Raw genomic sequence first — 21,449 nt, forward strand, 5'->3', positions numbered from 1 at the left:
CAAGCGGGCCGCCCGTGAATTCACGAATCCGTCACAGACCGTTCATTTTCCCAGTTCGCGGACCATCTGGACATAGGGCAGCTCTTCGTAGCCGAGGCGGCCGTAGAGCCTGCGCGCGCCTTCGTTATCCGGCTCCACCTCGAGGCGGAAGCGCGCCGCCCTCCCCGCATAGTATTCGCTGACAAAGGAAAAATACGCGCTGCCGAGTCCCTTCCCCTGGAATTCGGGACGCAGGTAGAGCTCCTCGAGCAGCACGACCATGCCGCCCGCCTCGGTCGACCAGGTGAGGGACACCTGCCCGTAGCCGGCGAGCTTCCCATCCTGCTCGAGGAGGAAGACGTCCACATAGGGGCTGTCCGAGACTGCCTGCTCGTAGGTGCGTTCAAAAAAATGCGCCGGGACGGGGTGCAGCACGGCCGGCGAATGGTAAAATTCATCGAGCAGCGTGAGAAAATCCGTTTTGTCCTGCGGGGTCAGCTTCCTGATCATGTTATCCATGCTCCTGTTCCTTGATGTTTGGCAACAGTATACCCAATTCCGTCCCGTTTTGCAACTCCGCCCGGACGTCCCCGGCCTCCCTTGCCAATTCCGCCCACCCGTGCTATAATGTTGCCAACGGGAAATATCCGGTACAATTTCATCGCCTGCGTCCAAGGGGGCTCCCGCGGATCAAGGCTTTTCAGGCAAATCGTTCTAAAGCGCGCGGGTTCGGCCCGGCGGAGAAGGCGGTGGTATTTTTGTGCTGCAAACGCGGCGCCGCGCCTTTGGGGACGCGGCGCTTTTTTTGGCGGCGGAGACGCGGCCGCTTCGGAAAGGAAGGCTGACGGATGGAAACAAGAATCGCCCTGATCGGCATCATCGTGGAGGACATGCGGGCGGCGGACCGGCTCAACGCCATCCTGCACGAATTCGCGGGCTGCATCGTCGGACGGATGGGCATCCCCTACCACGCGAAAGACGTCAGCATCATCAGCGTGGTCGTCGACGCGCCGAACAACGTGATCAGCTCCCTTTCGGGCAAGCTCGGGATGCTCCCCGGCGTCAGCATCAAGACGGTCTATTCCAAGGCAGGAGGTCCCCCGCATGACGCTGAATGACACGGTTTCCGGGCTGGCAGGGCTTCTCACTTTACAGGACTTCTCCCCCGTCTACCGCGAGGCCGACCGGGTCCGTCGGGAGGCGGTCGGGGACGTGGTGCACATCCGCGCCATCCTCGAATTCTCCAACCACTGCAGGCGGCAGTGCCGCTATTGCGGGCTCAACAGCAGGAACGCGGCCTGCGACCGCTACCGCATGACGCCGGAGGAGATGGTTGATTCCGCCCGCGCCGCCTGGGAGGCGGGCTACAAAACGATCGTGCTCCAGTCGGGCGAGGACCCGTTTTTTACCTCCGCGCTGCTCGGGGAGATCGTCCGGGAGATCAAGCGGACGGGACTGGCGGTGACGGTGAGCTGCGGCGAGATGCCGCGGGAGGACTACGCGCACCTGCGGGCGTGCGGGGCCGACCGCTACCTGCTCAAGCACGAGACCGCCGACCCCGTCCTCTATGATTCGCTGCACCCCTGCGGCACCCTCTCCGAGCGGGTCGCCTGCCTGAAAACCCTCAAGGCCCTCGGGTTCGAGACGGGCAGCGGGTTCATGATCGGGCTGCCCGGCCAGACGAACGAGACGGTCGCGCGCGACCTGCTGCTGCTGCGCGAGATCGGCTGCGACATGGCGGGCATCGGGCCCTTCATCCCCCACCCGGACACGCCGCTGCGGGACCTGCCGCACGGGAGCACCGAGCTCACCAAGCGGGCGGTCGCGCTCGCGCGGCTGCTGCTGCCGAAGGCGAACCTGCCCGCCACCACCTCCCTCGGGGTGATCGACGGGAAGGAAAAAAACGACGTCTTCTCCTGCGGGGCGAACGTCATCATGCGCAAGGTGACGCCCGACGCCTACAAGCAGAAATATGAAATCTATCCCGCCGCGCTCGGACATACCGATATCAAGGCCGAGCGCGCCGAGCTGGAAAATATGATCCGCGGTCTGGGAAAAATACCGCAGTAAAGAAAGGTTGAATGAAAATGTACAATCCGAAGTCGAAGGTCGCAACCGAATTTATCGACGACGCTGAGATCAGGGAGACGCTCGAGTACGCCGAACAGAACAAGGCGAATTTCCCCCTCATCGATCAGATCCTGGAGAAGGCCGCGACGCTGAAGGGCCTCTCCCACCGCGAGGCGGCGGTGCTGCTCGAATGTGAAGACCCCGCCTACATAGAAAAAATCTACGCGCTCGCGATGGACATCAAGAAGAAAAACTACGGCAACCGCATCGTCATGTTCGCCCCCCTCTACCTCTCCAACTACTGCGTCAACGAGTGCCGCTACTGCCCCTACCACCACCACAACAAGCACATCGCCCGCAAGCAGCTCTCCCAGGAGGACATCGTGCGGGAGGTCGTCGCGCTCCAGGACATGGGCCACAAGCGCCTCGCGCTCGAGACGGGCGAGGACCCCGTCAACTGCCCGATCGAATACGTGCTCGAGAGCATCAGGACGATCTACGGCATCAAGCACAAAAACGGCGCGATCCGCCGCGTGAACGTCAACATCGCCGCCACGACGGTCGAAAACTACCGCCGCCTCAAGGAGGCGGGCATCGGGACGTATATCCTCTTCCAGGAGACCTATAATAAAGAGTCCTACGAATACCTGCACCCGGCGGGGCCGAAGAGCAACTACGCCTACCACACCGAGGCGATGGACCGCGCGATGGAGGGCGGCATCGACGACGTGGGCTGCGGCGTGCTCTTTGGGCTCAACCTCTATAAATACGACTTTGTCGGCCTGCTCATGCACGCCGAGCACCTCGAGGCGGTCTTCGGCGTCGGCCCGCACACGATCAGCGTGCCCCGCGTGCGCACCGCCGACGACATCGACCCCGACGAGTTCAACAACGCCATCTCGGACGAGATCTTCCAGAAGATCGTCGCCGTGCTGCGCGTCGCCGTCCCCTACACCGGCATGATCATCTCGACGCGCGAATCGCAGAGGACCCGCGAAAAGGTGCTCCACCTGGGCATCTCGCAGATCTCCGGCGCCTCCCGGACGAGCGTCGGCGGCTACGCCGAGGCCGAGGAGGAGAACTCCGCCCAGTTCGACGTCAGCGACAACCGCACCCTCGACGAGGTGGTTGGCTGGCTGCTCGACCTCGGCCACATCCCGAGCTTCTGCACCGCCTGCTACCGTGAGGGACGCACCGGCGACCGGTTCATGACCCTTGTCAAAAATCAGCAGATCGGCAACTGCTGCGACCCCAACGCGCTCATGACCCTCAAGGAGTACCTCGAGGACTATGCCTCCCCCGAGACGAAGGCCAAGGGCGAAAAGATGATCGCGGACACGATCCCCCTCATCCCCAACGAGAAGGTCCGCCGCCTCACCGTGGAGCACCTGGCGGACATCGCCGCGGGCAAGCGCGATTTTCGGTTCTGACCGGGCCGCCCGCCCCCGCCAATGCCGCCGGAGGCGGGCGCGATACCGCATCATATAAAAGGAGTGCCATTCCATGAGCCTGACAACAACCCCCAGCGCCAACCGGCTGCACATCGGCATCTTCGGCAAGCGCAACAGCGGCAAATCCTCCCTCGTCAACGCGATCACCAACCAGGACACCGCCCTCACCTCCGAGGTCGCGGGCACGACGACCGACCCCGTCTACAAGGCGATGGAGATCCACGGCATCGGGCCCTGCATGCTGATCGACACCGCCGGCTTCGACGACGAGGGGGAGCTCGGCGCGCTGCGCGTCCGGCGCACGCGCGACGCGCTCGAAAAGACCGACGTGGCGATCGTCGTCTTCTGCGAGGCGGACGTCTCGCTGGAGGCCGACTGGATCGGGGCTCTGCAGGAACGCGGCACACCGGTCGTCGCCGTCATCAACAAGGCCGATCTGCTCGGCAACGTCTCCGAGATCGCCAGGGCGATCCATGACGCGTTCTCCCTCTTCCCCATCGTCGTCTCCGCAAAGGAGCGCACCGGCGTCAAGGACGTGATCGAGGCGGTCATCCGCCAGCTGCCCGAGGATTACGAAAAAAAGAGCATCACCGCCGGACTCGTCGGCGAGGGGGACGTCGTCCTGCTCGTCATGCCGCAGGACATCCAGGCGCCCAAGGGCCGCCTCATCCTGCCGCAGGTGCAGACGATCCGCGACCTGCTCGACAACCGCTGCGTCGTGCTGTCGGTCACGGCCGACAAGCTCGACGAGGGCCTCGCGGCCCTGCGGGTGCCGCCCCGCCTCATCATCACCGACTCGCAGGTCTTCCCCGCCGTCTACCAGAAAAAGCCGCCCGAAAGCCTGCTCACCTCCTTTTCGGTGCTGATGGCGGCCGTCAAGGGGGACATCGCCTCCTTCGTCGAGGGGGCCGCCGCGATCGACGCGCTCACCCCCGATTCCCGCGTGCTCATCGCCGAGGCCTGCACCCACGCCCCCCTCGAAGAGGACATCGGGCGCGTCAAGCTCCCCCGCCTGCTGCGCAGGCGGGTGGGCGAAGCCTTGGAAGTCGACGTGGTCAGCGGCCCCGACTTTCCGGAGGATCTCAGCGGCTACAATCTGATCATCCACTGCGGCGCCTGCATGTTCAACCGCCGCTACGTCCTCTCCCGCATCGAACGGGCCCGCGCGGCGGGGGTCCCGATCACCAACTACGGGGTCGCGCTCGCCAAGCTCGGCGGCATCCTCGACAAGATCAGCTACCGCTGAATCGCAACCGTGCAGCATCCTGCAAAAAGGCCGCCGAAGGCGGCCTTTTTCTGCACGGATATTTGCATTTTTCCCCTCCGCAGCCGGTAAATTTGGGCGGATTCTGCAAGACTTTCCTGGAAAAGATGCAAATGGGCCCAAATCCCCTTGACTTTACCGCTCTGATTGCATAAACTGTATCTCAAAGGCTTAGCGCCTTTTCTTGTGCTGCAAGAATGTTTAATATGGGAGAGGATTAAAATGAAAAGAGTACTTGCTCTCGTTTTGGCGACCCTGATGCTGCTCGCGGCCGCGGGCTGCGGCTCCAAGCCCGCCGAGGAGAAGACCTTCACGATCGGCATGGAGTGCGCCTACGCCCCCTTCAACTGGACCCAGCTCGAAAAGACCGACACCGCCGTCGACATCGGCAACGCCTCCTACGCGGACGGCTACGACGTCGTCATGGGCAAATACATCGCCGAGAAGCTCGGCCGCACCCTGGTCGTCAAGCCGATCGCCTGGGAGGGCCTCGAGCCCGCCGTCAACAACGGCGAGATCGACGCGATCATCGCGGGCATGACCGCCACCCCCGAGCGGAAACAGAACGTCGACTTCACCACCCCCTACTATGAGAGCAAGATGGTCGTCATCGTCCGCAAGGACAGCGACCTGGCCGGCATCACCGACATCCAACAGCTCTCCGGCCGCAAGGTCCAGGGCCAGCTCAACACCATCTACGACGACGTCATCGATCAGATCGACGGGGTCGACCACGTCACCCCGCTCGCGACCTACCCGCTGATGGTCGTCGCGCTCCAGAACGGCGAGGTCGACGCGCTGACCGCCGAGCTGCCCGTGGCGGTCGGCGTCACCAGCAGCAACTCCGACTTGACCTACGTCGAGTTCGACGCGGACAAGGGCTTTGAGGCCGACACCTCCGTTTCAATCGCGGTCAAGAAGGGCAACACCGAGCTGCTCGACGAGATCCAGAAGGCGCTCGACAGCATCACCGAGGAGACCCGCCAGCAGTGGATGATCGAAGCGACCGGGCGCCAGCCTGCGCAGGAATGATCCACGGCGCACGCCGTCCGAAAGTACGAAAGATAGGATTGTGTGACCATGTTTGCATCTGCAATTGATATCGCCGTCAAATACTGGCCGATGTTCTGGGCCGGCATCAAGACGACCCTGCTTCTGTCCATCACCGGCACCGTCATCGGCCTGCTGATCGGCCTGGTCGTCGGCAGCGTGCGGTCGGTCTGCTCCAAAAGCGAGTCGCGGGATTCCGGCGTCGCCAAGGCGGTCAAAAAGATCGTCTATTTCATCACCTGCGTCTATGTGGAGTTCTTCCGCGGCACCCCGATGATGGTGCAGGCGGTCTTCCTCTACTACGGCCTCAAGCCGGTCTTCAACTGGGACACCACCGTCGCCGGCATCTGCATCATCTCGATCAATACCGGCGCCTACATGGCGGAGATCCTGCGCTCCGGGCTCCAGTCGGTCGACGTCGGCCAGACCGAGGCCGCGCGCAGCATCGGCATGACCCCCGCGCAGACGATGTTCCACGTCGTGCTGCCGCAGGGCGTCAAAAACGCCTTCCCCGCCATCGGCAACGAGTTCGTCGTCAACATCAAGGACTCCTCGGTGCTCAACGCCATCTCGGTGACCGAGCTGTTCTTCCAGTCCAACAAGATCGCGGGCAGCATCTTCAAGTTCACCGACACCTTCCTCGTGACCGCGCTGGTCTATCTGGTGCTCACCTTTACGACCACCCGCATCCTGCGCGCGATCGAAATCCGCATGCACCGCCCGCCCTCCAGCTATCCGACCTCGCAAACGGTGCCCGAGGCGCGCATCAAACCGGAAGGAGGGGCGCAGTGATGGAACACATCGTGGAGATCAAAAACCTCAAAAAGCACTTTGGCGAGTTGCGCGTCCTCGACGACATCAACTTCCACATCGACAAGGGGGACGTGATCACCGTTATCGGCTCGTCCGGCAGCGGCAAGTCCACCCTGCTCCGGTGCATCAACCTGCTTGAGATCCCCGACGACGGCGAGATCCTCCTCCACGGCAAGGATATCCTCAAGGGGGAGCTCGACGTCAACAAGCACCGCGCCAAGGTCGGCATGGTCTTCCAGTCCTTCAACCTCTTCAACAACATGAGCGTGCTGAAGAACTGCATGATCGGCCAGATGACCGTGCTGAAGCGCAGCAAGGAGGAGAGCCAGAAGAAGGCGGAGCAGCTGCTCGCCACGGTGGGCATGTCCAGCTTCATCGGCGCCTCCCCCGCCCAGCTCTCGGGCGGCCAGCGGCAGCGCGTCGCGATCGCGCGGGCGCTCTGCATGGACCCGGAGGTCCTCCTCTTCGACGAGCCGACCTCCGCGCTCGACCCCGAGATGGTCGGCGGCGTGCTCGCGGTCATGAAGGATCTGGCCAAGTCGGGCCTCACGATGATCGTCGTCACCCACGAGATGGGCTTCGCCCGCGAGGTCTCCTCCCGCGTCGTCTTCATGGACAGCGGCATCATCCTCGAGGAGGGCCCGCCCGAGCAGATTTTCACCGCCCCCAAAAACGAGCGCACGCGGGAGTTCCTCTCGCGCTACCTCGCATAAAAAAACGGATCAAAAAGGCCGCCGGCAATGCCGGCGGCCTTTTTTCGTTTATTTGTGATAGAGCTTTTTGGTCTGGTACTGCGGTTCGCAGGTGAGGTTGAGCCCCAGCTTGCGGAAGGTGTCCCCGTCCACGTGGGAGAGGATGACCGTCGAGTGCGCCTCGCAGCCGCGCAGCTTCTGGAGCTGGCGCATCGCGAGCTCCGCCGTCGGGTTGGTCGCCGCGCAGATCGACAGCGCGACGAGGATCTCGTCGGTGTGGAGCCGCGGGTTGTGGTTGCCGAGGTGCTTGGTCTTGAGGTTCTGGATCGGCTCGATGATGATCGGCGAAATCAGGTGGATGTCGTGCTGGATGCCGCCGAGCGCCTTGAGGGCGTTGAGCAGCACCGCCGCCGACGCGCCGAGCAGGGCCGAGGTCTTGCCCGTGACGATGCGGCCGTCCGCGAGCTGGATGGAGGCGGCGGGCATCCCCGTCTCCTCCGCCTTTTTCAGCGCCGGAGCGATCACCGGGCGGTCGGAGGTCGACACCCCCGCCTGGTTCATGAGCAGCTCCACCTTGTAGACCATGTCCGCGTCGGCGAGGCCCTGGCGCTGCTCGCAGAGCACGCTGTAATAGCGGCGGATGATCTCCTGCCGGGCGGCCGCGCAGACCACCCCGTCGTCGGTGATGCAGCTACCCACCATGTTGACGCCCATGTCCGTCGGGGATTTGTAGGGGGAGACGCCCGCGAGCTTCTCGAAGATCGACCGGAGGACGGGGAACACCTCCACGTCGCGGTTGTAGTTGACCGTGGTGACCCCGTAAGCCTCGAGGTGGAAGGGGTCGATCATATTGACGTCGTTGAGGTCGGCGGTCGCCGCCTCGTAGGCGAGGTTGACCGGATGCTTGAGCGGCAGGTTCCAGATCGGGAAGGTCTCAAACTTCGCGTAACCGGCCTTCACGCCGCGCTTGTATTCGTGGTAGAGCTGGGAGAGGCAGGTCGCCATTTTCCCGCTGCCCGGGCCGGGCGCGGTGACGACCACGAGCGAACGGCTCGTTTCGATGTATTCGTTTTTGCCGTAGCCCTCGTCGCTGACGATGAGGGGCACGTTGGAGGGATAGCCCGCGATCGGATAGTGTCGGTAGACCTTGACGCCGAGGCTCTCCATCCGCTTCTGGAAGGCGTCGGCCGCGGGCTGGGCGCTGTACTGGGAGATCACCACGCTGCCCACGTAGAGTCCGATGCTGCGGAACGCGTCGATCAGGCGGAGCACGTCGAGGTCGTAGGTGATGCCCAGGTCACCGCGCAGCTTGTTCTTTTCGATGTCCGAGGCGTTGATGACGATGACGATCTCCACCTCGTCCTTGAGCTCGAGCAGCATTTTCACCTTGCTGTCCGGCCGGAAGCCCGGCAGCACGCGGGACGCGTGGTAGTCGTCGAACAGCTTGCCGCCGAATTCGAGGTACAGCTTGCCGCCGAACTGCGCGATCCGTTCGAGGATGCGCTCCGACTGTGTGCGCAGGTATTTTTCGTTGTCAAAACCCAGCTCCATAAATCTCCAACCTCCACAAAACTTACCGCTCTCCATTATACTCAATTCCCGGGGATTTTACAAGAAAGTTCGCCAATTTTTCTGTATTTTCATCCCGCGGCGGGGATTCCTTCCCCACCGATACATACTTTCGGGAAAGAGGCAAATAATGTAACCATCCCTGCAAACGAATGGAGTGAGCAAATGAACGAAAAGACGGTTCTTCCAGTCAAAAACGACTACGGCTATTACGAGATCCGGCTGGAAAGCATCGGCGGGCTGGGCGCCAACCTCTGCGGAAAGATGCTCGGCGAGCTCGGCGCGGTCTATCTGGGGCTCAATTCCGCGTCCTTTTCGAGCTACGGCTCGGAAAAACGCGGTTCCCCCGTCAAGGCCTTCATCCGCTGGTGCGAGCAGGACATGGACCTGCGCGTCAACAGCCCCATCGAATCCCCCCACATCCTCGGGCTCTTCCACGAGGCGATGGCGGGCAAGCTGCCGGTGACGGCGGGCGTCACCGAGGAGACGCGCGTGATCGTCAATACCGGCGCCTCCCCCGACGAAATGCGCGAGCGGCTCAAGCTGCACGCCGGCGAGCTCACCTGCGTCGACGCGCAGAAGATCGCCATGGACTGCAAGTCGCGCGTCAACATGGTCATGCTCGGCGCGATCGTCAGGGCCTCCGGCTTCATCCCGCTCGACGCGGCGCTCTCCCTCGCGCGCGAGACGATCGGCAAAAAGTACCCCGCCCTCTGCGAGCAGAACCTCGAGGGCATCCGCCGCGGCTACGCCGAGGGCGTCTCCCGCCAGTTCTCCGACGACGGCCGCTTCCCCGCCGTCCCCTACACCGAGGCACGAGACAAATGGGGCTACCGGAACGCGCCGCTCGGCGGCGTGAACCCCCGGTTCGGCAGTTCCGTGTCCAACGACCTGTCCGCCTCCCGCGAGGGGTATATCCCCCTCTTCATCCAGGAGAAGTGCATCAACTGCGGGCTGTGCGACACCACCTGCCCCGACATGGTCTTCCAGTTCCGGCCCGGCGAGTACAAGGGCCGCAAGGCGATGGTCAACACTGGGCTCGACTACCACCACTGCAAGGGCTGCCTGCGGTGCGTCGACGTCTGCCCGACCGAGGCGCTCGTCGCCGGGCTCGAGCGCGAGCATCCGGACAAGAAGTGGTTCGTCCGCAACAAGGACCTCATCGTCGACCAGATGGAGTTCGAGGACGCGGGGCCCAACTCGTGGGTGACGAGCGAGAGCTTCCTCAATGAAAAACGTGTGGACGGAGGGGTTGTGTGATGAAAAAACAGCGGGTGCTTTTCGACAGCGGTAACGAACTGGCGGCCTACGCCGCCAAGCAGATCAACTACCATGTGATGGGCTACTACCCCATCACCCCCTCCACCCAGATCGCCGAATTCCTCGACCAGATGAAGGCGGACGGCGAGCACGACATCTCGCTGATCGCCGCCGAGGGCGAGCACAGCGCCGCCGGCATCTGCTACGGCGCGTCGACGGGCGGCGGGCGCGTCTTCAACGCGACCTCCGCCAACGGCCTGCTCTACGCGCTCGAGGAGCTGCCCGTCCAGTCGGGCACGCGCTTCCCGATGGTCATGAACGTCGCCTGCCGCACCGTCTCGGGGCCGTTGTCGATCAAGGGGGACCACAGCGACATCATGTATACCCTCAACACCGGCTGGGTCATCCTCTTCGCCAACTCCCCGCAGGCGGTCTACGACTTCAACATCTGCGCGCTGAAGCTCGCCGAGCGGGTGAAGCTGCCCGTCATCGTCGCGTTCGACGGGTTCTTCACGAGCCACCAGAAGCGCCGCTGCGAGGTGTTCGAGGAGGATTCCGACGTGCAGGCGTTCGTCGGGAAATACGACGCGCCCTACAGCGCCCTCGACCTCGCGCATCCCGTCTCGATCGGCTCCTATATGAACGAGCCGGACATCATCAACAACAAGTTCCAGCTCCACCTCGCGATGGAGCAGGCGCGCGAGGCGATTCCCGAGATCTTCGCGGAATATGAAAAGCTCTCCGGCCGTGCCTATTGCCGAACCGAAAGCTACCTCGCGGACGACGCGGAGGTGCTGCTCTTCCTGCTCGGCTCGAGCTACCACACCGCCAAGGTCGCGGCCGACCGCTTCCGCGCGCAGGGCAAAAAGGTGGGCGTCTTCACGACCAACGTGCTGCGCCCCTTCCCCGGCGAGGAGCTCGCCGCGATCTGTAAAAACGCCAAAACCGTGCTCGTCGGCGACCGGCAGGACAGCTACGGCGCAGAAGGCGGCAACATGAGCCTCGAAATCCGCGCCGCGCTCCAGCGCGCGGGCGTTTCCGCGCGGGTGCTCAGCCGCGTCTACGGCCTCGGGGGGCTCGACTTCTACGTCGAGGACGCCGAGCGGATGATCGAAAGCTGCTATGATGCGAAAGCCCCCGCCTTCGACTATCTCGGCAGCTATCCGGGCGAGCAGGTGGACAACCAGCAGTATTTCGCGCCGATCACCGGGGAGGCCGCCTCCCCCGGGCTCACCACCTGCGTCTTTGAGGACGGCAAGGCCGTCGTCAGGGGCGGCCGCGTCAACGAGACGACCGCCATGCCCAAGCGCCTCGCCCCCGGCCACGGCGCCTGCCCCGGCTGCGGCATCCCCGTCAACGTGAACCTCCTGCTGCGCGGCATCGAGGGCAACGTCGTGCTGCTCTTCCAGACCGGCTGCGGCATGGTCGTCACGACCGCCTACCCCAAGACCTCCTTCCGCGTCCCCTACGTGCACAACCTCTTCCAGAACGGCGCGGCGACCCTCGCCGGGCTCGTCGAGATGTGCCGCCAGCGGCAGAAGCGGGGCGAGCTGCCCGAGGGGGAGATCACCTTCGTCATGGTGAGCGGCGACGGCGGCATGGACATCGGCATGGGCTCCGCCATCGGCACCGCGCTGCGCAACAATCACCTCATCCTCTTCGAGTACGACAACGGCGGCTATATGAATACCGGCTATCAGCTCTCCTACTCGACGCCGATGGGCGCAAAGAGCTCGACCTCCCACGTCGGCCCCAACCAGTACGGCAAAAACTTCTTCCACAAGGACACGCCGATGATCATGGCGGCCACCAACATCCCCTATGTCGCGACGGTCGCCGAATGCAACCCGGCCGACTTCCTCAAGAAGGCCGCGAAGGCGAAGGCCTACGCCGCCGAGCACGGCATGGCCTACCTCAAGGCGCTCTCCGCCTGCCCGCTCAACTGGGGCGACAAGCCGAACACCGAACGCCGTGTCATCCAGGCGGGCGTCGACTGCTGTTATTTCCCCCTCTACGAGGTCGAGCGCGGCATCACCAAAATCACCTACGACCCCGAGGCGGCCGGCAAGAAGCTCCCCGCCGCCGACTGGCTGGGGATGATGGGGCGCACCAAACACCTCATGAACGAGCGGTACGCCGACGTCGTGCAGGCCATCCAGAACGAGATCGACCACCGCTGGCTGCGCCTCAAGGCGCGCAACGACTGTGAACTGCTCTAGTTTCTACCAATCGCACGAAGGGCGGCGGGTTTCCCGCCGCCCTTTTTGTGCAGTTTTGCCATGCCGCTTTCCGGGTGCGGCCGCGGCGTCTGAATTCCCGTGAGATTCCACAAATTTGTCATATATGAACACGCCGAAGAAGTGCGGTTTTCACAGTCCCGCCGGGACGGCGCGGCATTGCCGCGCCGTTTCCCTTTTGCGGCAGCCTGCGGTATGATGGAACCAGTGAATAGGAGGCGGAGGCATGGCGGTTCCAAAGGTGGCGGCGATCCACGATCTTTCCGGGCTGGGGAAATGCTCGCTGACGGCGGCGGTCCCCGTTTTATCCGCGATGGGGGTGCAGGCGTGTCCCCTGCCCACGGCGGTGCTCAGCAACCAGACGGGCTTTCCCAGCTACGCATGCGTCGACCTGTCGCGGCACCTCGACGCCTTCACCCGGGAGTGGGAAAAGCGCGGCGTCCGTTTCGACGGCGTCTACACCGGCTTTCTCTGCGGAGCGCGGCAGGTCCGGATGGTCGAGCGGTTTCTCGACCGGTTCTACCTGTCCGGGACGCTGCTGCTCGTCGACCCGGTGCTCGGCGACAACGGCAAGCTCTACCCCGTCTTCGGCAGGACGATGTGCGACTCCCTCAAATCCCTTGTCGCGCGCGCCGACGTCATCACCCCCAACCTCACCGAGGCCTGCATCCTGGCGGACGGCGACTATGCGTCCGTCGCGCGGGCGCAAAGCCTCGAGCCGGTGTGGGAGCTGGCCGAGCGGCTCGCCGGCATGGGGCCGCGCACGGTGATCGTCACCGGCGTGCACCGGGGGGATTTGATCTGCAACGCGGGCTTCGACGCGCGGACGGGCAGGCGCTTCTCGGTGGGCAACCGCAGCGTCGGCAGCGGACGCAGCTTTTCGGGCACCGGGGACCTGCTTGCCTCGGTTCTCTGCGGCGGGCTGGTGCGCGGCGAAACGGCGGAGGCCGCGCTGGAAAAGGCGGCCCGCCTGCTCGAGGCCGCGATCTCCGACGCGGAGGCCGACGGCACCGATCCCAACGAAGGCGTCCCCTTTGAAAACCATCTCGACCTGCTGATCGGAAAGGAAGGATAAACGATGACAAGTCCGAATTCGGCGGCCCTGAGCCGCAGATCCTATAAGCTGCTGACAGCCAGCGCGATGTTCGCGGCGATGATCACGCTGACCACTGCCTACCTCTTCCACATTCCCGTCGGCGTCAACGGCGGCTACATCCACTTCGGCGACGCCTTCATCTATCTGGCGGCCGGCCTGCTCCCGATGCCCTACGCCTGCGCGGCGGCGGCGATCGGCGGGGGGCTCGCGGATTTCGTCTCGGGCGTCCCGGTCTGGATGATCCCCACGATGATCATCAAGCCCCTCACCGCCGTCTGGTTCACGGCGAAATCCCCAAAGCTCCTCTGCGGGCGCAACCTGCTCGCCCTGCTGCTCGCGGGGATCGTCTCCAACGCCGGCTATTACGTCGCCGAGGCCCTCTTCTCGGGCAACTGGCTCGCGCCGCTCGTCACCCTGTGGGGGGGCGTCGTCCAGTCGGGCGGAAGCGCGGTCGTCTTCCTGCTCGCGGCGTTCGCGCTCGACAGGTTGAATGTGAAAGAACAGCTTGGGCTTTACAGGGGGAACGAGTGATGGAAGATATCCTTTATGTATACGGCGACAGCCTCTACGTCAACCTGACCAACAAATGCCCCTGCCGCTGCACCTTCTGCATCCGCTCCCAAAAGGAGGGGCTCGGCACGGCCGAAAGCCTCTGGCTCGACCACGACCCCACCGCCGAAGAGGTCCTCGCGGCCTTTGGGGATTACGACCTCTCCGCCTATCAGGAGGTCATCTTCTGCGGGTACGGCGAGCCGATGTGCGCGCTCGACACCCTGCTCGCCGTCTGCCGGTACCTGCGCGGCGTGGGCGGCGTGAAGATCCGCGTCAACACGAACGGCCTGGGCGACCTCATCCACGGCAAACCCACCGCCCCCCTGCTTGAGGGGCTCGTGGACGCCGTATCGGTCAGCCTCAACACCTCCGACGCGGAAAAATACAACGCCGTCTGCCGCCCCTCCTTCGGGCCCGCGGCCTACGACGCGATGCTACAGTTCGCCGTGGACTGCAAGCGGTACGTCCCAGCCGTCAAATTTTCGATCGTCGACGTCATCCCCCCCGACGAGATCGAAATCTGCAAGCAGACGGCCGCGCGGCTGGGCATCCCGCTGCGCATCCGGCATTTTTCCGACTAGAAACGCAGAAAAAGGCGGCCTCCGGGAACCGGAGGCCGCCTTTTTTCAGCGCCGGGTGTTCGGTCCGAGCGCTTCCTTCTTGACGTTGTGATGCTGGTTCTGGTTGGCCGCGTGATGGTTGCTCTCCGGCCGGATTCCTTCGTTCTGCGCCTCGACCCGCTCGGCGGGGCCGTCGGGCAGCTTTGCCTTCTTTGCCAACGGAGATTCCTCCCTCTCAGGATTTCTTTCCATTAGGATTCCTCCGCCGGCCCCGGATATACGAATAAAAGCGGCGGGAATCCCGCCGCTTTTATGTTTATGCCGTTACTTGAAATAGCGGTTGAGCAGGCCCTGGAAGCCGCAGCCGTGGCGCGCCTCGTCCTTGCACATCTCGTGGACGGTGTCGTGGATCGCGTCGAGACCGAGTTCCTTGGCGCGGGTGGCGAGCTTCTTCTTGCCCTCACAGGCGCCGTTCTCGGCGGCCACGCGCAGCTCGAGGTTCTTCTTGGTGTCCGCGAAGACGACCTCGCCGAGCAGCTCGGCGAATTTCGCGGCGTGCTCCGCCTCTTCGTAGGCGGCCTTCTCATAGTAGAGGCCGATCTCGGGGTAGCCCTCGCGGTGCGCCTGACGCGCCATCGCCAGATACATGCCGACCTCGGAGCACTCGCCGGTGAAGTTCATGCGCAGGCCCTCAACGATCTCCGGGTCCACGCCGGCCGCGACGCCGACACGGTGCTCATCGGCCCAAGTCAGGGAATCGGCCTTCTGCTCCTCGAACTTGGAAGCGGGCGCCTTGCACTGCGGGCAGAACTCCGGCGGGGTGTCCCCCTCATGAACATATCCACAAATGGTGCAAACAAACTTTTTCATCGTCATATCCTCCTGTCAATTTCGATTTCAAGTGCGGTTTTCTTAACCCTGGTTAACTATACCACAACAGTATAGTTAAGTCAAGCCCTTTTGGAAAATTCCAGAGAAAATGATAACAAATCTTTCTGAATATCTTTCCGTTTCCGTGTAAACTTTTTTCCAACCCGCCGGGGATTTTCTGCCATTGCCGATCATTGCATGGAATAAACCGTCCGAATTTCCGAATAATAAGAGTACACTAATTGAAAAGAGGTGAAATGACCATGGCGAAGAACAACAACCGTTCCGAACAGAACAGCCTGAGAAACGAGCAGAATAATTCTTCCAATCGTTTCAGCAACGAGCAGAACAATTCTTCCAACCGTTTCAGCAACGAGCAGAATAACTCCTCCAACCGTTTCAGCAACGAGCAGAACAGCTCCTCCAACAACAACCAGAAATCCTCCCAGGCGAAGAAGAACCGTAACGAGCTGTCCGACTAAGGCCATTTCGTCTGATAGAGCGCCGAAAGCCCCCGGATATCCCGCCGCGCGCGGCAGATCCGGGGGCTTTCCCTCGCTGTTTTTCAAAGAGGGCCGGCCGCGCGTGCGGCCGGCCCTCTTTTTATCCGGTGATCGGCTTGAAGCCCAGCCCGATCACCTCGGTGGAATCGGTCACGATGATGAAGGCCGCGGGGTCGACCTCGTGGATGATCTTCTTGAGCGGATGGTACTGCTGGCGGCGCACCGCCACGAGCAGGACCTGCGCGTCGCTCTGTGTGAACGCCCCGGTCGACTTGAGAAGGGTGCAGCCGCGTTCCAGCTCCGCCATCACCCGCTTGGCGATCGTCTGGGAGTCCCGCGACATGACGTAGATGAGCTTCCCGGTATCCATGCCGTAGAGGATGCCGTCGATCACCTTGGAGGCGGTAAAGACCGCCACCATGCCGTAGAGGGCCGTTTCGATGCGCCCGAAGACCGCCGCCGAAATGAGGATGACCACCACGTCGATCGACATCAGGATTCTGCCGAGCGGGATATAGGGATACCGGAGCTGGAGCACCCGGGAGACGATATCGCTGCCGCCCGTCGTGGAGCCGCGCAGGAAGACGACCGCCATCCCCGCGCCCATGAGCACGCCGCCGAAGAGCGCGGCAAGCAGCGGGTCGCCCGTGTAGGCGGGCAGCGGCGCGGCGGCGTAGTCGATCATGACGGACAGGACGACCACCGTCTTGAGGGTGCGCAGGGCGAACCGCCTGCCGAGGAACCGGAGCCCGACCAGCAGCAGCGGGATATTGATGAAGAAGGACCAGACGCCGATCGGGACCTGCGTCAGGTAGTTGAGCACCACCGCAAGGCCGCTCACGCCGCCCGGCGCGATCTGGTTGGGGGCGATAAACATCTGCATCCCCACGGCGAAGGCAAAGCTGCCCACCCCGTCGAAGGCAAGCTCCACCAGCAGTTCCCACAGCGTTTTGCGCAGTCCCGCTCTCTCCAACGCGATCCCCCTACCCTTCCGCCGCGGCGCAGGCCAGGTCGAAAAGCTCCCCGATGCGCTCCGTCTCGCCCTTGAGATAGAGATAGCCGAAGAGCGCCTCCACGCCGGTGGCGCGGCGGTAATCGGCGAGCGCCGCGTGCTTGGGGGAGCTGGTGGCGTTGGCGTTGCGCCCGCGCTTGTAGACGGCGAGCTCCTCCTCGGTGAGCGCGCCTGAGATGCGCTCGAACGCGTCCGACTGGGCCGCCGCGTTGACGAGCTTCACCGCCTTGCGGTGCATGTCGTTGACGGGGCGGTTGCCCTCCGCCACGACCCGCTGGCGCACGCACAGCTCATAGACCGCGTCCCCCAGAAAGGCGAGGGTCAGCGGGCTTAAGAGCTTCGGATTCTGTTCCTGCGGTTTCATATCGAGCATAAAAGCCGTCCTTTATCTGATGTATTCAAACTCAAAATTGAGGATGCTGACCGTGTCGCCCTCCTGGATGCCCATCTCCTCGAGCCTGTCGATGATGCCGCTCTGGCGCAGCACCCGCTGGAAATACTGGAGACTCTCGTAGTCGTCCATATCCACCATGCCGAGCGCGGGCATCAGCCAGTCCGCCTCGACGATGTAGACGCCGTCCTCCACATGGATGTCGAAGACGTTGCGGGCGAGCCGCTCCCGCTCCTCAAGCGGGACATGGTCGACCTCGTATTCCCTGATGGGAGGCAGGGTGTCGAGCTTCTGAGAGATCGCGTAGACGAGCGGTTCGATCCCCTCCCCGATCGGCGCGCAGATCTCATAGAAGGGATATCCCTTTTCCTCGATGTAGCCGCGGAAGGCCGCGAGCTGTTCGGGGGAGGCCATGTCGGTCTTGTTGGCGGCGACGATCTGCGGACGGGAGGCGAGCTCGGGATTGAACTTTTCAAGCTCGGCGTTGATCGACTCGAAGTCGCCGACGGGATCGCGGCCCTCCGAGCCGGACACGTCGACGACGTGCACGATCAGGCGGCAGCGGTCGACGTGGCGCAGGAACTCGTGCCCGAGCCCGACCCCCTCGCTGGCCCCTTCGATAAGACCGGGGATGTCCGCCATGACGAACGATTTGCCCTCCGCCACCTTGACGACGCCGAGCACCGGCGTGAGGGTGGTGAAGTGGTAGTTGGCGATCTCCGGCCTGGCGGCCGACACCATCGAAAGCAGGGTCGACTTGCCCACGTTCGGGAAGCCCACCAAACCCACGTCGGCCAGCAGCTTGAGCTCCAGCTCGACCTCGTACTCCTCGCCGGGCAGCCCCGGCTTGGAGAAGCGGGGGCACTGGCGGGTCGGGGTGGCAAAGTGGCTGTTGCCCCAGCCGCCCTTACCGCCGCGCGCGACCACCGCGGGCTCCTCCCCCGACAGGTCGGCCATGACCCGTCCCGAGGCCGCGTCCCGCACGACGGTCCCGCGCGGCACGCGGATGACGAGATCGGGCGCGTTTCTGCCGCTGCGGCGGCCTCCGCCGCCCGGCGAGCCGTTTTCCGCGAAGAAGCGGCGCTTGTACTTGAAGTCCACGAGCGTGGACAGGTTGGTGTCCGCCTGGAACACGACGTTTCCGCCGCGCCCGCCGTCCCCGCCGTCGGGTCCGCCCGCCGCGACATATTTTTCCCGGTGGAACGCCACGGCACCGTTGCCGCCGTCCCCCGCCCTGATGCGGATTTTTACCTTGTCAACAAACATGCTTTTACTCCTGTCTTCGGTCCGGGTGTGATGGATTTAGGATGCCCCAATAAAGAACAAAAATCCCGAGTGTTTCCACTCGGGACTTGCTGCAAAAATGATTACTGGACAGGAACGATCGAGACCTTCTTGCGGTCGCGACCGAGGCGCTCGAATTTCACTTTCCCGTCGCTCAGGGCGAAGAGGGTGTCGTCGGAGCCCCTGCCGACGTTGGTGCCCGGATGGATATGAGTGCCCCTCTGGCGGACGAGGATGTTGCCGGCAAGCACGAACTGGCCATCAGCACGCTTCACGCCAAGGCGTTTGGATTCGGAATCGCGTCCGTTCTTGGTAGAACCTACACCTTTTTTATGTGCCATTTAAAACACCTCTGCTTTCCTTTCTACGATTAAGCCTTGATCGACTGGATTTCGACCTTCGTATACGGCTGGCGGTGGCCCAGCTTGCGGGCGGAGCCCTTCTTCGGACGGTAGGTGAAGACGGTGATCTTCTTGGCCTTGCCGTTCCTGAGCACCTTGCCGGTCACGGTCGCGCCCGCCACGGTGGGGGCTCCGACGACCACGCCGTCGTCCTTGCCGACTGCGAGGACCTGGTCGAAATTCACGGTTGCGTCAACCTCGGCGTCGAGCTTCTCGATAAAAACAACATCGCCTTCAGAAACGCGATACTGCTTTCCGCCTGTGCAAATGACTGCGTACATTCTGTTTCCTCATTTCAATAGACTCGCTGCGGTCAGGCGGCGTATGGGCGCACTTATAGCCTGAAACATGCGGCAAGTGATATTTTAGCATACCGGGGCTCCCATGTCAAGGGACGAGAGGTATTTTCAGGCGTTTCTCTCACTTTTTGGCGGCGGTGATGGTATTCCTCATCAGCATCGTGATCGTCATGGGGCCGACGCCGCCGGGCACCGGCGTGATCGCGCCCGCGACCTCGGAGACCTCCGCAAAGTCGACGTCGCCGCACAGCTTGCCGTTCTCGTCGCGGTTCATTCCCACGTCGATGACGACCGCGCCGGGCTTCACCATGTCGGCGGTGACGAACTTCGCCCTGCCGACCGCGACGACGAGGATGTCGGCGCGCCGGGTGACGGAGGGCAGGTCGGCGGTGCGGCTGTGGCAGATCGTGACGGTGCCGTGCTGGTGGAGCAGGAGCATGGCCATCGGCTTGCCGACGATGTTGCTGCGCCCCACGACGACGCACTCCCTGCCCTTCACCTCGATGCCGGTCGATTTGATCAGCTCCATGATGCCCGCCGGGGTACAGGGCAAAAACTTGTAGTCGCCGATCATAATCTTTCCGACGTTGACGGCGGAAAACGCGTCCACGTCCTTGTCGGGCGAGATCGCCTCGATGACCGCCTTCTCGTCGAGGTGGGCGGGCAGCGGGAGCTGCACGAGGATGCCGTCGATATCCGGCTTTTTGTTGAGTTTATCCACGAGCGCGAGCAGTTCCTCCTGCGTCGTCTCCGCGGGCAGCGCGTACTCCTCCGAGTGGAGCCCCAGCTCCTCGCACGCCTTCTTCTTGTTGCGCACGTAGACCTTGGACGCGGGGTCGTCCCCGACGATCACCACGGCGAGCCCCGGCGTAATGCCGTCCTCCGCCAGCGCAGCGACCTCCTCCTTGAGCTGCTCGCGCAGCGCGGCGCTTACCGCCTTTCCATCAATCAGCTTTGCCTGCATCTTCATCGTCCTCCCCATCGGTCGTCTCGGGTTCCTCGTTTTCCTCGGGCGTGTCCCCCGCCGGTCCCCCGGCGGTCGCCGCCTCTTCGGACGCGTCCGCGCCCGTCTCCAAAGGTTCCGGAGAAGCGGGTTCCTCCCCCGCCCCCGAAGCCTCCGACGGTTCGGGCGCCTTCGCCTCCGCCTGCTGATAGAAGGTCCCGGCCAGCACGGCCTGTCCCTCCTCGGTATCCACATAGAGCTTCAGATAGTCGGGGGCCCCCGCGTGCGCGCGGATGCGCCCGCGCACCCAGACCTCGACCGCCAGCGCGGCGATCACAAGGACGACCGCGAGCGCCTGCGACACCCGGACGCTCCCCCACATGAGGCTGTCGGTCCGGAGGCCCTCGATGACGGCGCGGCCCGCGCCGTACCACGCGGCATAGACGAGGGCCAACTCGCCGTCGAACCGGCGGCGTTTGGTATACCACGCGATGAACAGAAACCCGAGCAGGCACCAGGCCGACTCGTAGAAGAAGGTCGGGTGCACCGGAAGCGACGGGTCGACGACCACCCCCTGCGCGGCGAGCGCCGCCTGGTGGCTCGCGAGGTACTGCCGGACCGCCGGGCCCGCCATCCCCCAGGGGGCGGTGGTGTTGGAGCCGAACGCCTCGATGTTGACGAAGTTGCCCCACCGGCCGATCGACTGCGCGAGGATGAGCCCGCCGACCGCGAGGTCGGCCATGGGCAGGAACTTCACCTTCCGCCAGCGGCAGATGAGGTAGCCCACGAGAAATCCGCCGATCACGCCGCCGTAGATGGCGATGCCGCCCTTCCAGAGGTAGAAGACGCTGATCGGGTCGTCCGCGTAGATCTCCCAGCTGAAGATCACGTAGTAGAGGCGCGCGCCGACGATCCCGCCGATGACCGCGCCGATGATGACGTCGAGCACCCGGTCGGCGTCGAGGCCGAAGGTGCGGGTGCGCTTCAGGATATAGAGGATCGCGAGCAGGAACCCCGCCGCGATAATGACGCCGTACCAGCGGATCGGCCAGTCGATGCCGGGGATCGTAAAGGCGGTCTGGTTGATCTCAAACTCCCCGATGCCAAGCCCCGGGAAGGAGACCGCGTGCCTGTAAAAGTCCATGCTGTCAGC

24 protein-coding genes are annotated in these 21,449 nt (G+C 63.6%); 13 read left to right on the top strand and 11 right to left on the bottom strand.

From position 1 onward, the window contains the following. Nucleotides 1-42: 42 nt before the first annotated feature. Nucleotides 43-489 (bottom strand): GNAT family N-acetyltransferase, encoded by a 447-nt coding sequence (locus C1A13_RS08250; RefSeq protein ID WP_101553225.1) that lies wholly within the window; start codon nt 487-489, stop codon nt 43-45. 338 nt (nt 490-827) lie between these two features. On the opposite strand from C1A13_RS08250, the gene C1A13_RS08255 reads away from it, so the two are divergent. The 7 genes from C1A13_RS08255 to C1A13_RS08285 all read left to right on the top strand — a co-directional run bounded on the left by C1A13_RS08255 (nt 828) and on the right by C1A13_RS08285 (nt 7,340). Beyond that, nucleotides 828-1,097 (top strand): TM1266 family iron-only hydrogenase system putative regulator, encoded by a 270-nt coding sequence (locus C1A13_RS08255; protein ID WP_101550943.1) that lies wholly within the window; start codon nt 828-830, stop codon nt 1,095-1,097. After that, on the top strand, nt 1,084-2,049 hold the full coding sequence (gene hydE, locus C1A13_RS08260; RefSeq protein ID WP_101550946.1) for a [FeFe] hydrogenase H-cluster radical SAM maturase HydE: 966 nt from the start codon (nt 1,084-1,086) through the stop codon (nt 2,047-2,049). The genes C1A13_RS08255 and hydE overlap by 14 nt, the downstream gene beginning before the upstream one ends. A 17-nt stretch (nt 2,050-2,066) precedes the next feature. Beyond that, nucleotides 2,067-3,479: a [FeFe] hydrogenase H-cluster radical SAM maturase HydG gene (gene hydG / locus C1A13_RS08265; RefSeq protein ID WP_101553226.1), complete on the top strand. Its 1,413-nt coding sequence runs from the start codon at nt 2,067-2,069 to the stop codon at nt 3,477-3,479. A gap of 73 nt (nt 3,480-3,552) precedes the next feature. After that, nucleotides 3,553-4,746 (top strand): [FeFe] hydrogenase H-cluster maturation GTPase HydF, encoded by a 1,194-nt coding sequence (hydF, locus tag C1A13_RS08270; RefSeq protein WP_101550948.1) that lies wholly within the window; start codon nt 3,553-3,555, stop codon nt 4,744-4,746. Nucleotides 4,747-4,986: 240 nt separating this feature from the next. After that, the gene (locus tag C1A13_RS08275; RefSeq protein ID WP_242970837.1) at nt 4,987-5,796 is read left to right on the top strand and encodes a transporter substrate-binding domain-containing protein; all 810 of its coding nucleotides are present in this window, start codon (nt 4,987-4,989) and stop codon (nt 5,794-5,796) included. Nucleotides 5,797-5,844: 48 nt separating this feature from the next. Then, a complete protein-coding gene (locus tag C1A13_RS08280) occupies nt 5,845-6,606 on the top strand; it encodes an amino acid ABC transporter permease (protein WP_101550950.1) in 762 nt (253 codons plus the stop codon). Further along, nucleotides 6,606-7,340, top strand: coding sequence for an amino acid ABC transporter ATP-binding protein (locus C1A13_RS08285; RefSeq protein ID WP_101550952.1), 735 nt, complete (start codon nt 6,606-6,608; stop codon nt 7,338-7,340). The genes C1A13_RS08280 and C1A13_RS08285 overlap by 1 nt, the downstream gene beginning before the upstream one ends. Nucleotides 7,341-7,388: 48 nt before the next feature. Here C1A13_RS08285 and C1A13_RS08290 read toward each other — a convergent pair whose 3' ends face one another. Then, nucleotides 7,389-8,870, bottom strand: coding sequence for a DUF1846 domain-containing protein (locus tag C1A13_RS08290; protein ID WP_101550954.1), 1,482 nt, complete (start codon nt 8,868-8,870; stop codon nt 7,389-7,391). A 183-nt stretch (nt 8,871-9,053) separates the two neighbouring features. Here C1A13_RS08290 and C1A13_RS08295 point away from each other — a divergent pair, with 183 nt between their 5' ends. The 5 genes from C1A13_RS08295 (at nt 9,054) to C1A13_RS08315 (ending at nt 14,614) form a co-directional block, all read left to right on the top strand. Next, entirely contained in the window at nt 9,054-10,148 is a 1,095-nt protein-coding gene (locus C1A13_RS08295; protein WP_101550956.1) for a 2-oxoacid:acceptor oxidoreductase family protein, read from the top strand. Continuing rightward, nucleotides 10,148-12,367, top strand: coding sequence for a thiamine pyrophosphate-dependent enzyme (locus tag C1A13_RS08300; protein ID WP_101550958.1), 2,220 nt, complete (start codon nt 10,148-10,150; stop codon nt 12,365-12,367). Before C1A13_RS08295 ends, C1A13_RS08300 begins: the two co-directional genes overlap by 1 nt. Before the next feature lie 244 nt (nt 12,368-12,611). Beyond that, entirely contained in the window at nt 12,612-13,460 is an 849-nt protein-coding gene (locus tag C1A13_RS08305) for a pyridoxamine kinase (protein ID WP_101550960.1), read from the top strand. 3 nt (nt 13,461-13,463) lie between these two features. Beyond that, nucleotides 13,464-14,012, top strand: a complete 549-nt coding sequence (locus tag C1A13_RS08310; RefSeq protein WP_101550962.1) for a TIGR04002 family protein — start codon at nt 13,464-13,466, stop codon at nt 14,010-14,012. Then, nucleotides 14,012-14,614, top strand: a complete 603-nt coding sequence (locus tag C1A13_RS08315) for a TIGR04100 family radical SAM protein (protein ID WP_101550964.1) — start codon at nt 14,012-14,014, stop codon at nt 14,612-14,614. The genes C1A13_RS08310 and C1A13_RS08315 overlap by 1 nt, the downstream gene beginning before the upstream one ends. 45 nt (nt 14,615-14,659) lie before the next feature. On the opposite strand, the gene C1A13_RS14895 is transcribed toward C1A13_RS08315, so the two are convergent. Both C1A13_RS14895 and C1A13_RS08320 read right to left on the bottom strand, forming a co-directional pair. Further along, the gene (locus C1A13_RS14895; RefSeq protein WP_158595521.1) at nt 14,660-14,812 is read right to left on the bottom strand and encodes a hypothetical protein; all 153 of its coding nucleotides are present in this window, start codon (nt 14,810-14,812) and stop codon (nt 14,660-14,662) included. Between the two features lie 105 nt (nt 14,813-14,917). Then, on the bottom strand, nt 14,918-15,463 hold the full coding sequence (locus tag C1A13_RS08320; RefSeq protein WP_101550966.1) for an NADH peroxidase: 546 nt from the start codon (nt 15,461-15,463) through the stop codon (nt 14,918-14,920). Between the two features lie 242 nt (nt 15,464-15,705). Here C1A13_RS08320 and C1A13_RS08325 point away from each other — a divergent pair, with 242 nt between their 5' ends. Next, complete coding sequence (locus C1A13_RS08325) at nt 15,706-15,945, top strand: hypothetical protein (RefSeq protein ID WP_146021705.1); 240 nt, start codon at nt 15,706-15,708, stop codon at nt 15,943-15,945. A 121-nt stretch (nt 15,946-16,066) separates the two neighbouring features. On the opposite strand, the gene C1A13_RS08330 is transcribed toward C1A13_RS08325, so the two are convergent. The 7 genes from C1A13_RS08330 to lgt form a co-directional block, all read right to left on the bottom strand. Further along, nucleotides 16,067-16,939, bottom strand: coding sequence for a YitT family protein (locus C1A13_RS08330; protein WP_101550969.1), 873 nt, complete (start codon nt 16,937-16,939; stop codon nt 16,067-16,069). Between the two features lie 10 nt (nt 16,940-16,949). Continuing rightward, nucleotides 16,950-17,351 carry a Mini-ribonuclease 3 gene (locus C1A13_RS08335; RefSeq protein WP_101550971.1) on the bottom strand — a complete coding sequence of 134 codons (402 nt, stop codon included), beginning with the start codon at nt 17,349-17,351 and terminating at the stop codon, nt 16,950-16,952. A 12-nt stretch (nt 17,352-17,363) separates the two neighbouring features. After that, on the bottom strand, nt 17,364-18,635 hold the full coding sequence (gene obgE / locus C1A13_RS08340) for a GTPase ObgE (RefSeq protein WP_101550972.1): 1,272 nt from the start codon (nt 18,633-18,635) through the stop codon (nt 17,364-17,366). Between the two features lie 101 nt (nt 18,636-18,736). Further along, nucleotides 18,737-18,994 carry a 50S ribosomal protein L27 gene (rpmA, locus tag C1A13_RS08345; RefSeq protein ID WP_101550974.1) on the bottom strand — a complete coding sequence of 86 codons (258 nt, stop codon included), beginning with the start codon at nt 18,992-18,994 and terminating at the stop codon, nt 18,737-18,739. A gap of 29 nt (nt 18,995-19,023) precedes the next feature. Next, nucleotides 19,024-19,335, bottom strand: coding sequence for a 50S ribosomal protein L21 (gene rplU / locus C1A13_RS08350; RefSeq protein ID WP_101550976.1), 312 nt, complete (start codon nt 19,333-19,335; stop codon nt 19,024-19,026). 139 nt (nt 19,336-19,474) lie between these two features. After that, nucleotides 19,475-20,317 (bottom strand): bifunctional methylenetetrahydrofolate dehydrogenase/methenyltetrahydrofolate cyclohydrolase FolD, encoded by an 843-nt coding sequence (folD, locus tag C1A13_RS08355; protein WP_101550978.1) that lies wholly within the window; start codon nt 20,315-20,317, stop codon nt 19,475-19,477. Beyond that, entirely contained in the window at nt 20,298-21,440 is a 1,143-nt protein-coding gene (lgt, locus tag C1A13_RS08360) for a prolipoprotein diacylglyceryl transferase (RefSeq protein WP_101550980.1), read from the bottom strand. Before lgt ends, folD begins: the two co-directional genes overlap by 20 nt. Nucleotides 21,441-21,449 lie beyond the last annotated feature (9 nt).

The organism is Anaerotruncus massiliensis (ex Togo et al. 2026) (assembly GCF_900199635.1).
In the GTDB taxonomy this organism is placed as follows: Bacteria; Bacillota; Clostridia; order Oscillospirales; family Ruminococcaceae; genus Anaerotruncus; species Anaerotruncus massiliensis.

Bases quoted from the DNA above. Each gene is read 5' to 3' on its own strand.
- C1A13_RS08250 (WP_101553225.1), bottom strand. From the start codon at position 489: ATGATCAGGAAGCTGACCCCGCAGGACAAAACGGATTTTCTCACGCTG.
- C1A13_RS08255 (WP_101550943.1), top strand. From the start codon at position 828: ATGGAAACAAGAATCGCCCTGATCGGCATCATCGTGGAGGACATGCGG.
- hydE (WP_101550946.1), top strand. From the start codon at position 1,084: ATGACGCTGAATGACACGGTTTCCGGGCTGGCAGGGCTTCTCACTTTA.
- hydG (WP_101553226.1), top strand. From the start codon at position 2,067: ATGTACAATCCGAAGTCGAAGGTCGCAACCGAATTTATCGACGACGCT.
- hydF (WP_101550948.1), top strand. From the start codon at position 3,553: ATGAGCCTGACAACAACCCCCAGCGCCAACCGGCTGCACATCGGCATC.
- C1A13_RS08275 (WP_242970837.1), top strand. From the start codon at position 4,987: ATGAAAAGAGTACTTGCTCTCGTTTTGGCGACCCTGATGCTGCTCGCG.
- C1A13_RS08280 (WP_101550950.1), top strand. From the start codon at position 5,845: ATGTTTGCATCTGCAATTGATATCGCCGTCAAATACTGGCCGATGTTC.
- C1A13_RS08285 (WP_101550952.1), top strand. From the start codon at position 6,606: ATGGAACACATCGTGGAGATCAAAAACCTCAAAAAGCACTTTGGCGAG.
- C1A13_RS08290 (WP_101550954.1), bottom strand. From the start codon at position 8,870: ATGGAGCTGGGTTTTGACAACGAAAAATACCTGCGCACACAGTCGGAG.
- C1A13_RS08295 (WP_101550956.1), top strand. From the start codon at position 9,054: ATGAACGAAAAGACGGTTCTTCCAGTCAAAAACGACTACGGCTATTAC.
- C1A13_RS08300 (WP_101550958.1), top strand. From the start codon at position 10,148: ATGAAAAAACAGCGGGTGCTTTTCGACAGCGGTAACGAACTGGCGGCC.
- C1A13_RS08305 (WP_101550960.1), top strand. From the start codon at position 12,612: ATGGCGGTTCCAAAGGTGGCGGCGATCCACGATCTTTCCGGGCTGGGG.
- C1A13_RS08310 (WP_101550962.1), top strand. From the start codon at position 13,464: ATGACAAGTCCGAATTCGGCGGCCCTGAGCCGCAGATCCTATAAGCTG.
- C1A13_RS08315 (WP_101550964.1), top strand. From the start codon at position 14,012: ATGGAAGATATCCTTTATGTATACGGCGACAGCCTCTACGTCAACCTG.
- C1A13_RS08320 (WP_101550966.1), bottom strand. From the start codon at position 15,463: ATGAAAAAGTTTGTTTGCACCATTTGTGGATATGTTCATGAGGGGGAC.
- C1A13_RS08335 (WP_101550971.1), bottom strand. From the start codon at position 17,351: ATGCTCGATATGAAACCGCAGGAACAGAATCCGAAGCTCTTAAGCCCG.
- obgE (WP_101550972.1), bottom strand. From the start codon at position 18,635: ATGTTTGTTGACAAGGTAAAAATCCGCATCAGGGCGGGGGACGGCGGC.
- rpmA (WP_101550974.1), bottom strand. From the start codon at position 18,994: ATGGCACATAAAAAAGGTGTAGGTTCTACCAAGAACGGACGCGATTCC.
- rplU (WP_101550976.1), bottom strand. From the start codon at position 19,335: ATGTACGCAGTCATTTGCACAGGCGGAAAGCAGTATCGCGTTTCTGAA.
- folD (WP_101550978.1), bottom strand. From the start codon at position 20,317: ATGCAGGCAAAGCTGATTGATGGAAAGGCGGTAAGCGCCGCGCTGCGC.
- lgt (WP_101550980.1), bottom strand. From the start codon at position 21,440: ATGGACTTTTACAGGCACGCGGTCTCCTTCCCGGGGCTTGGCATCGGG.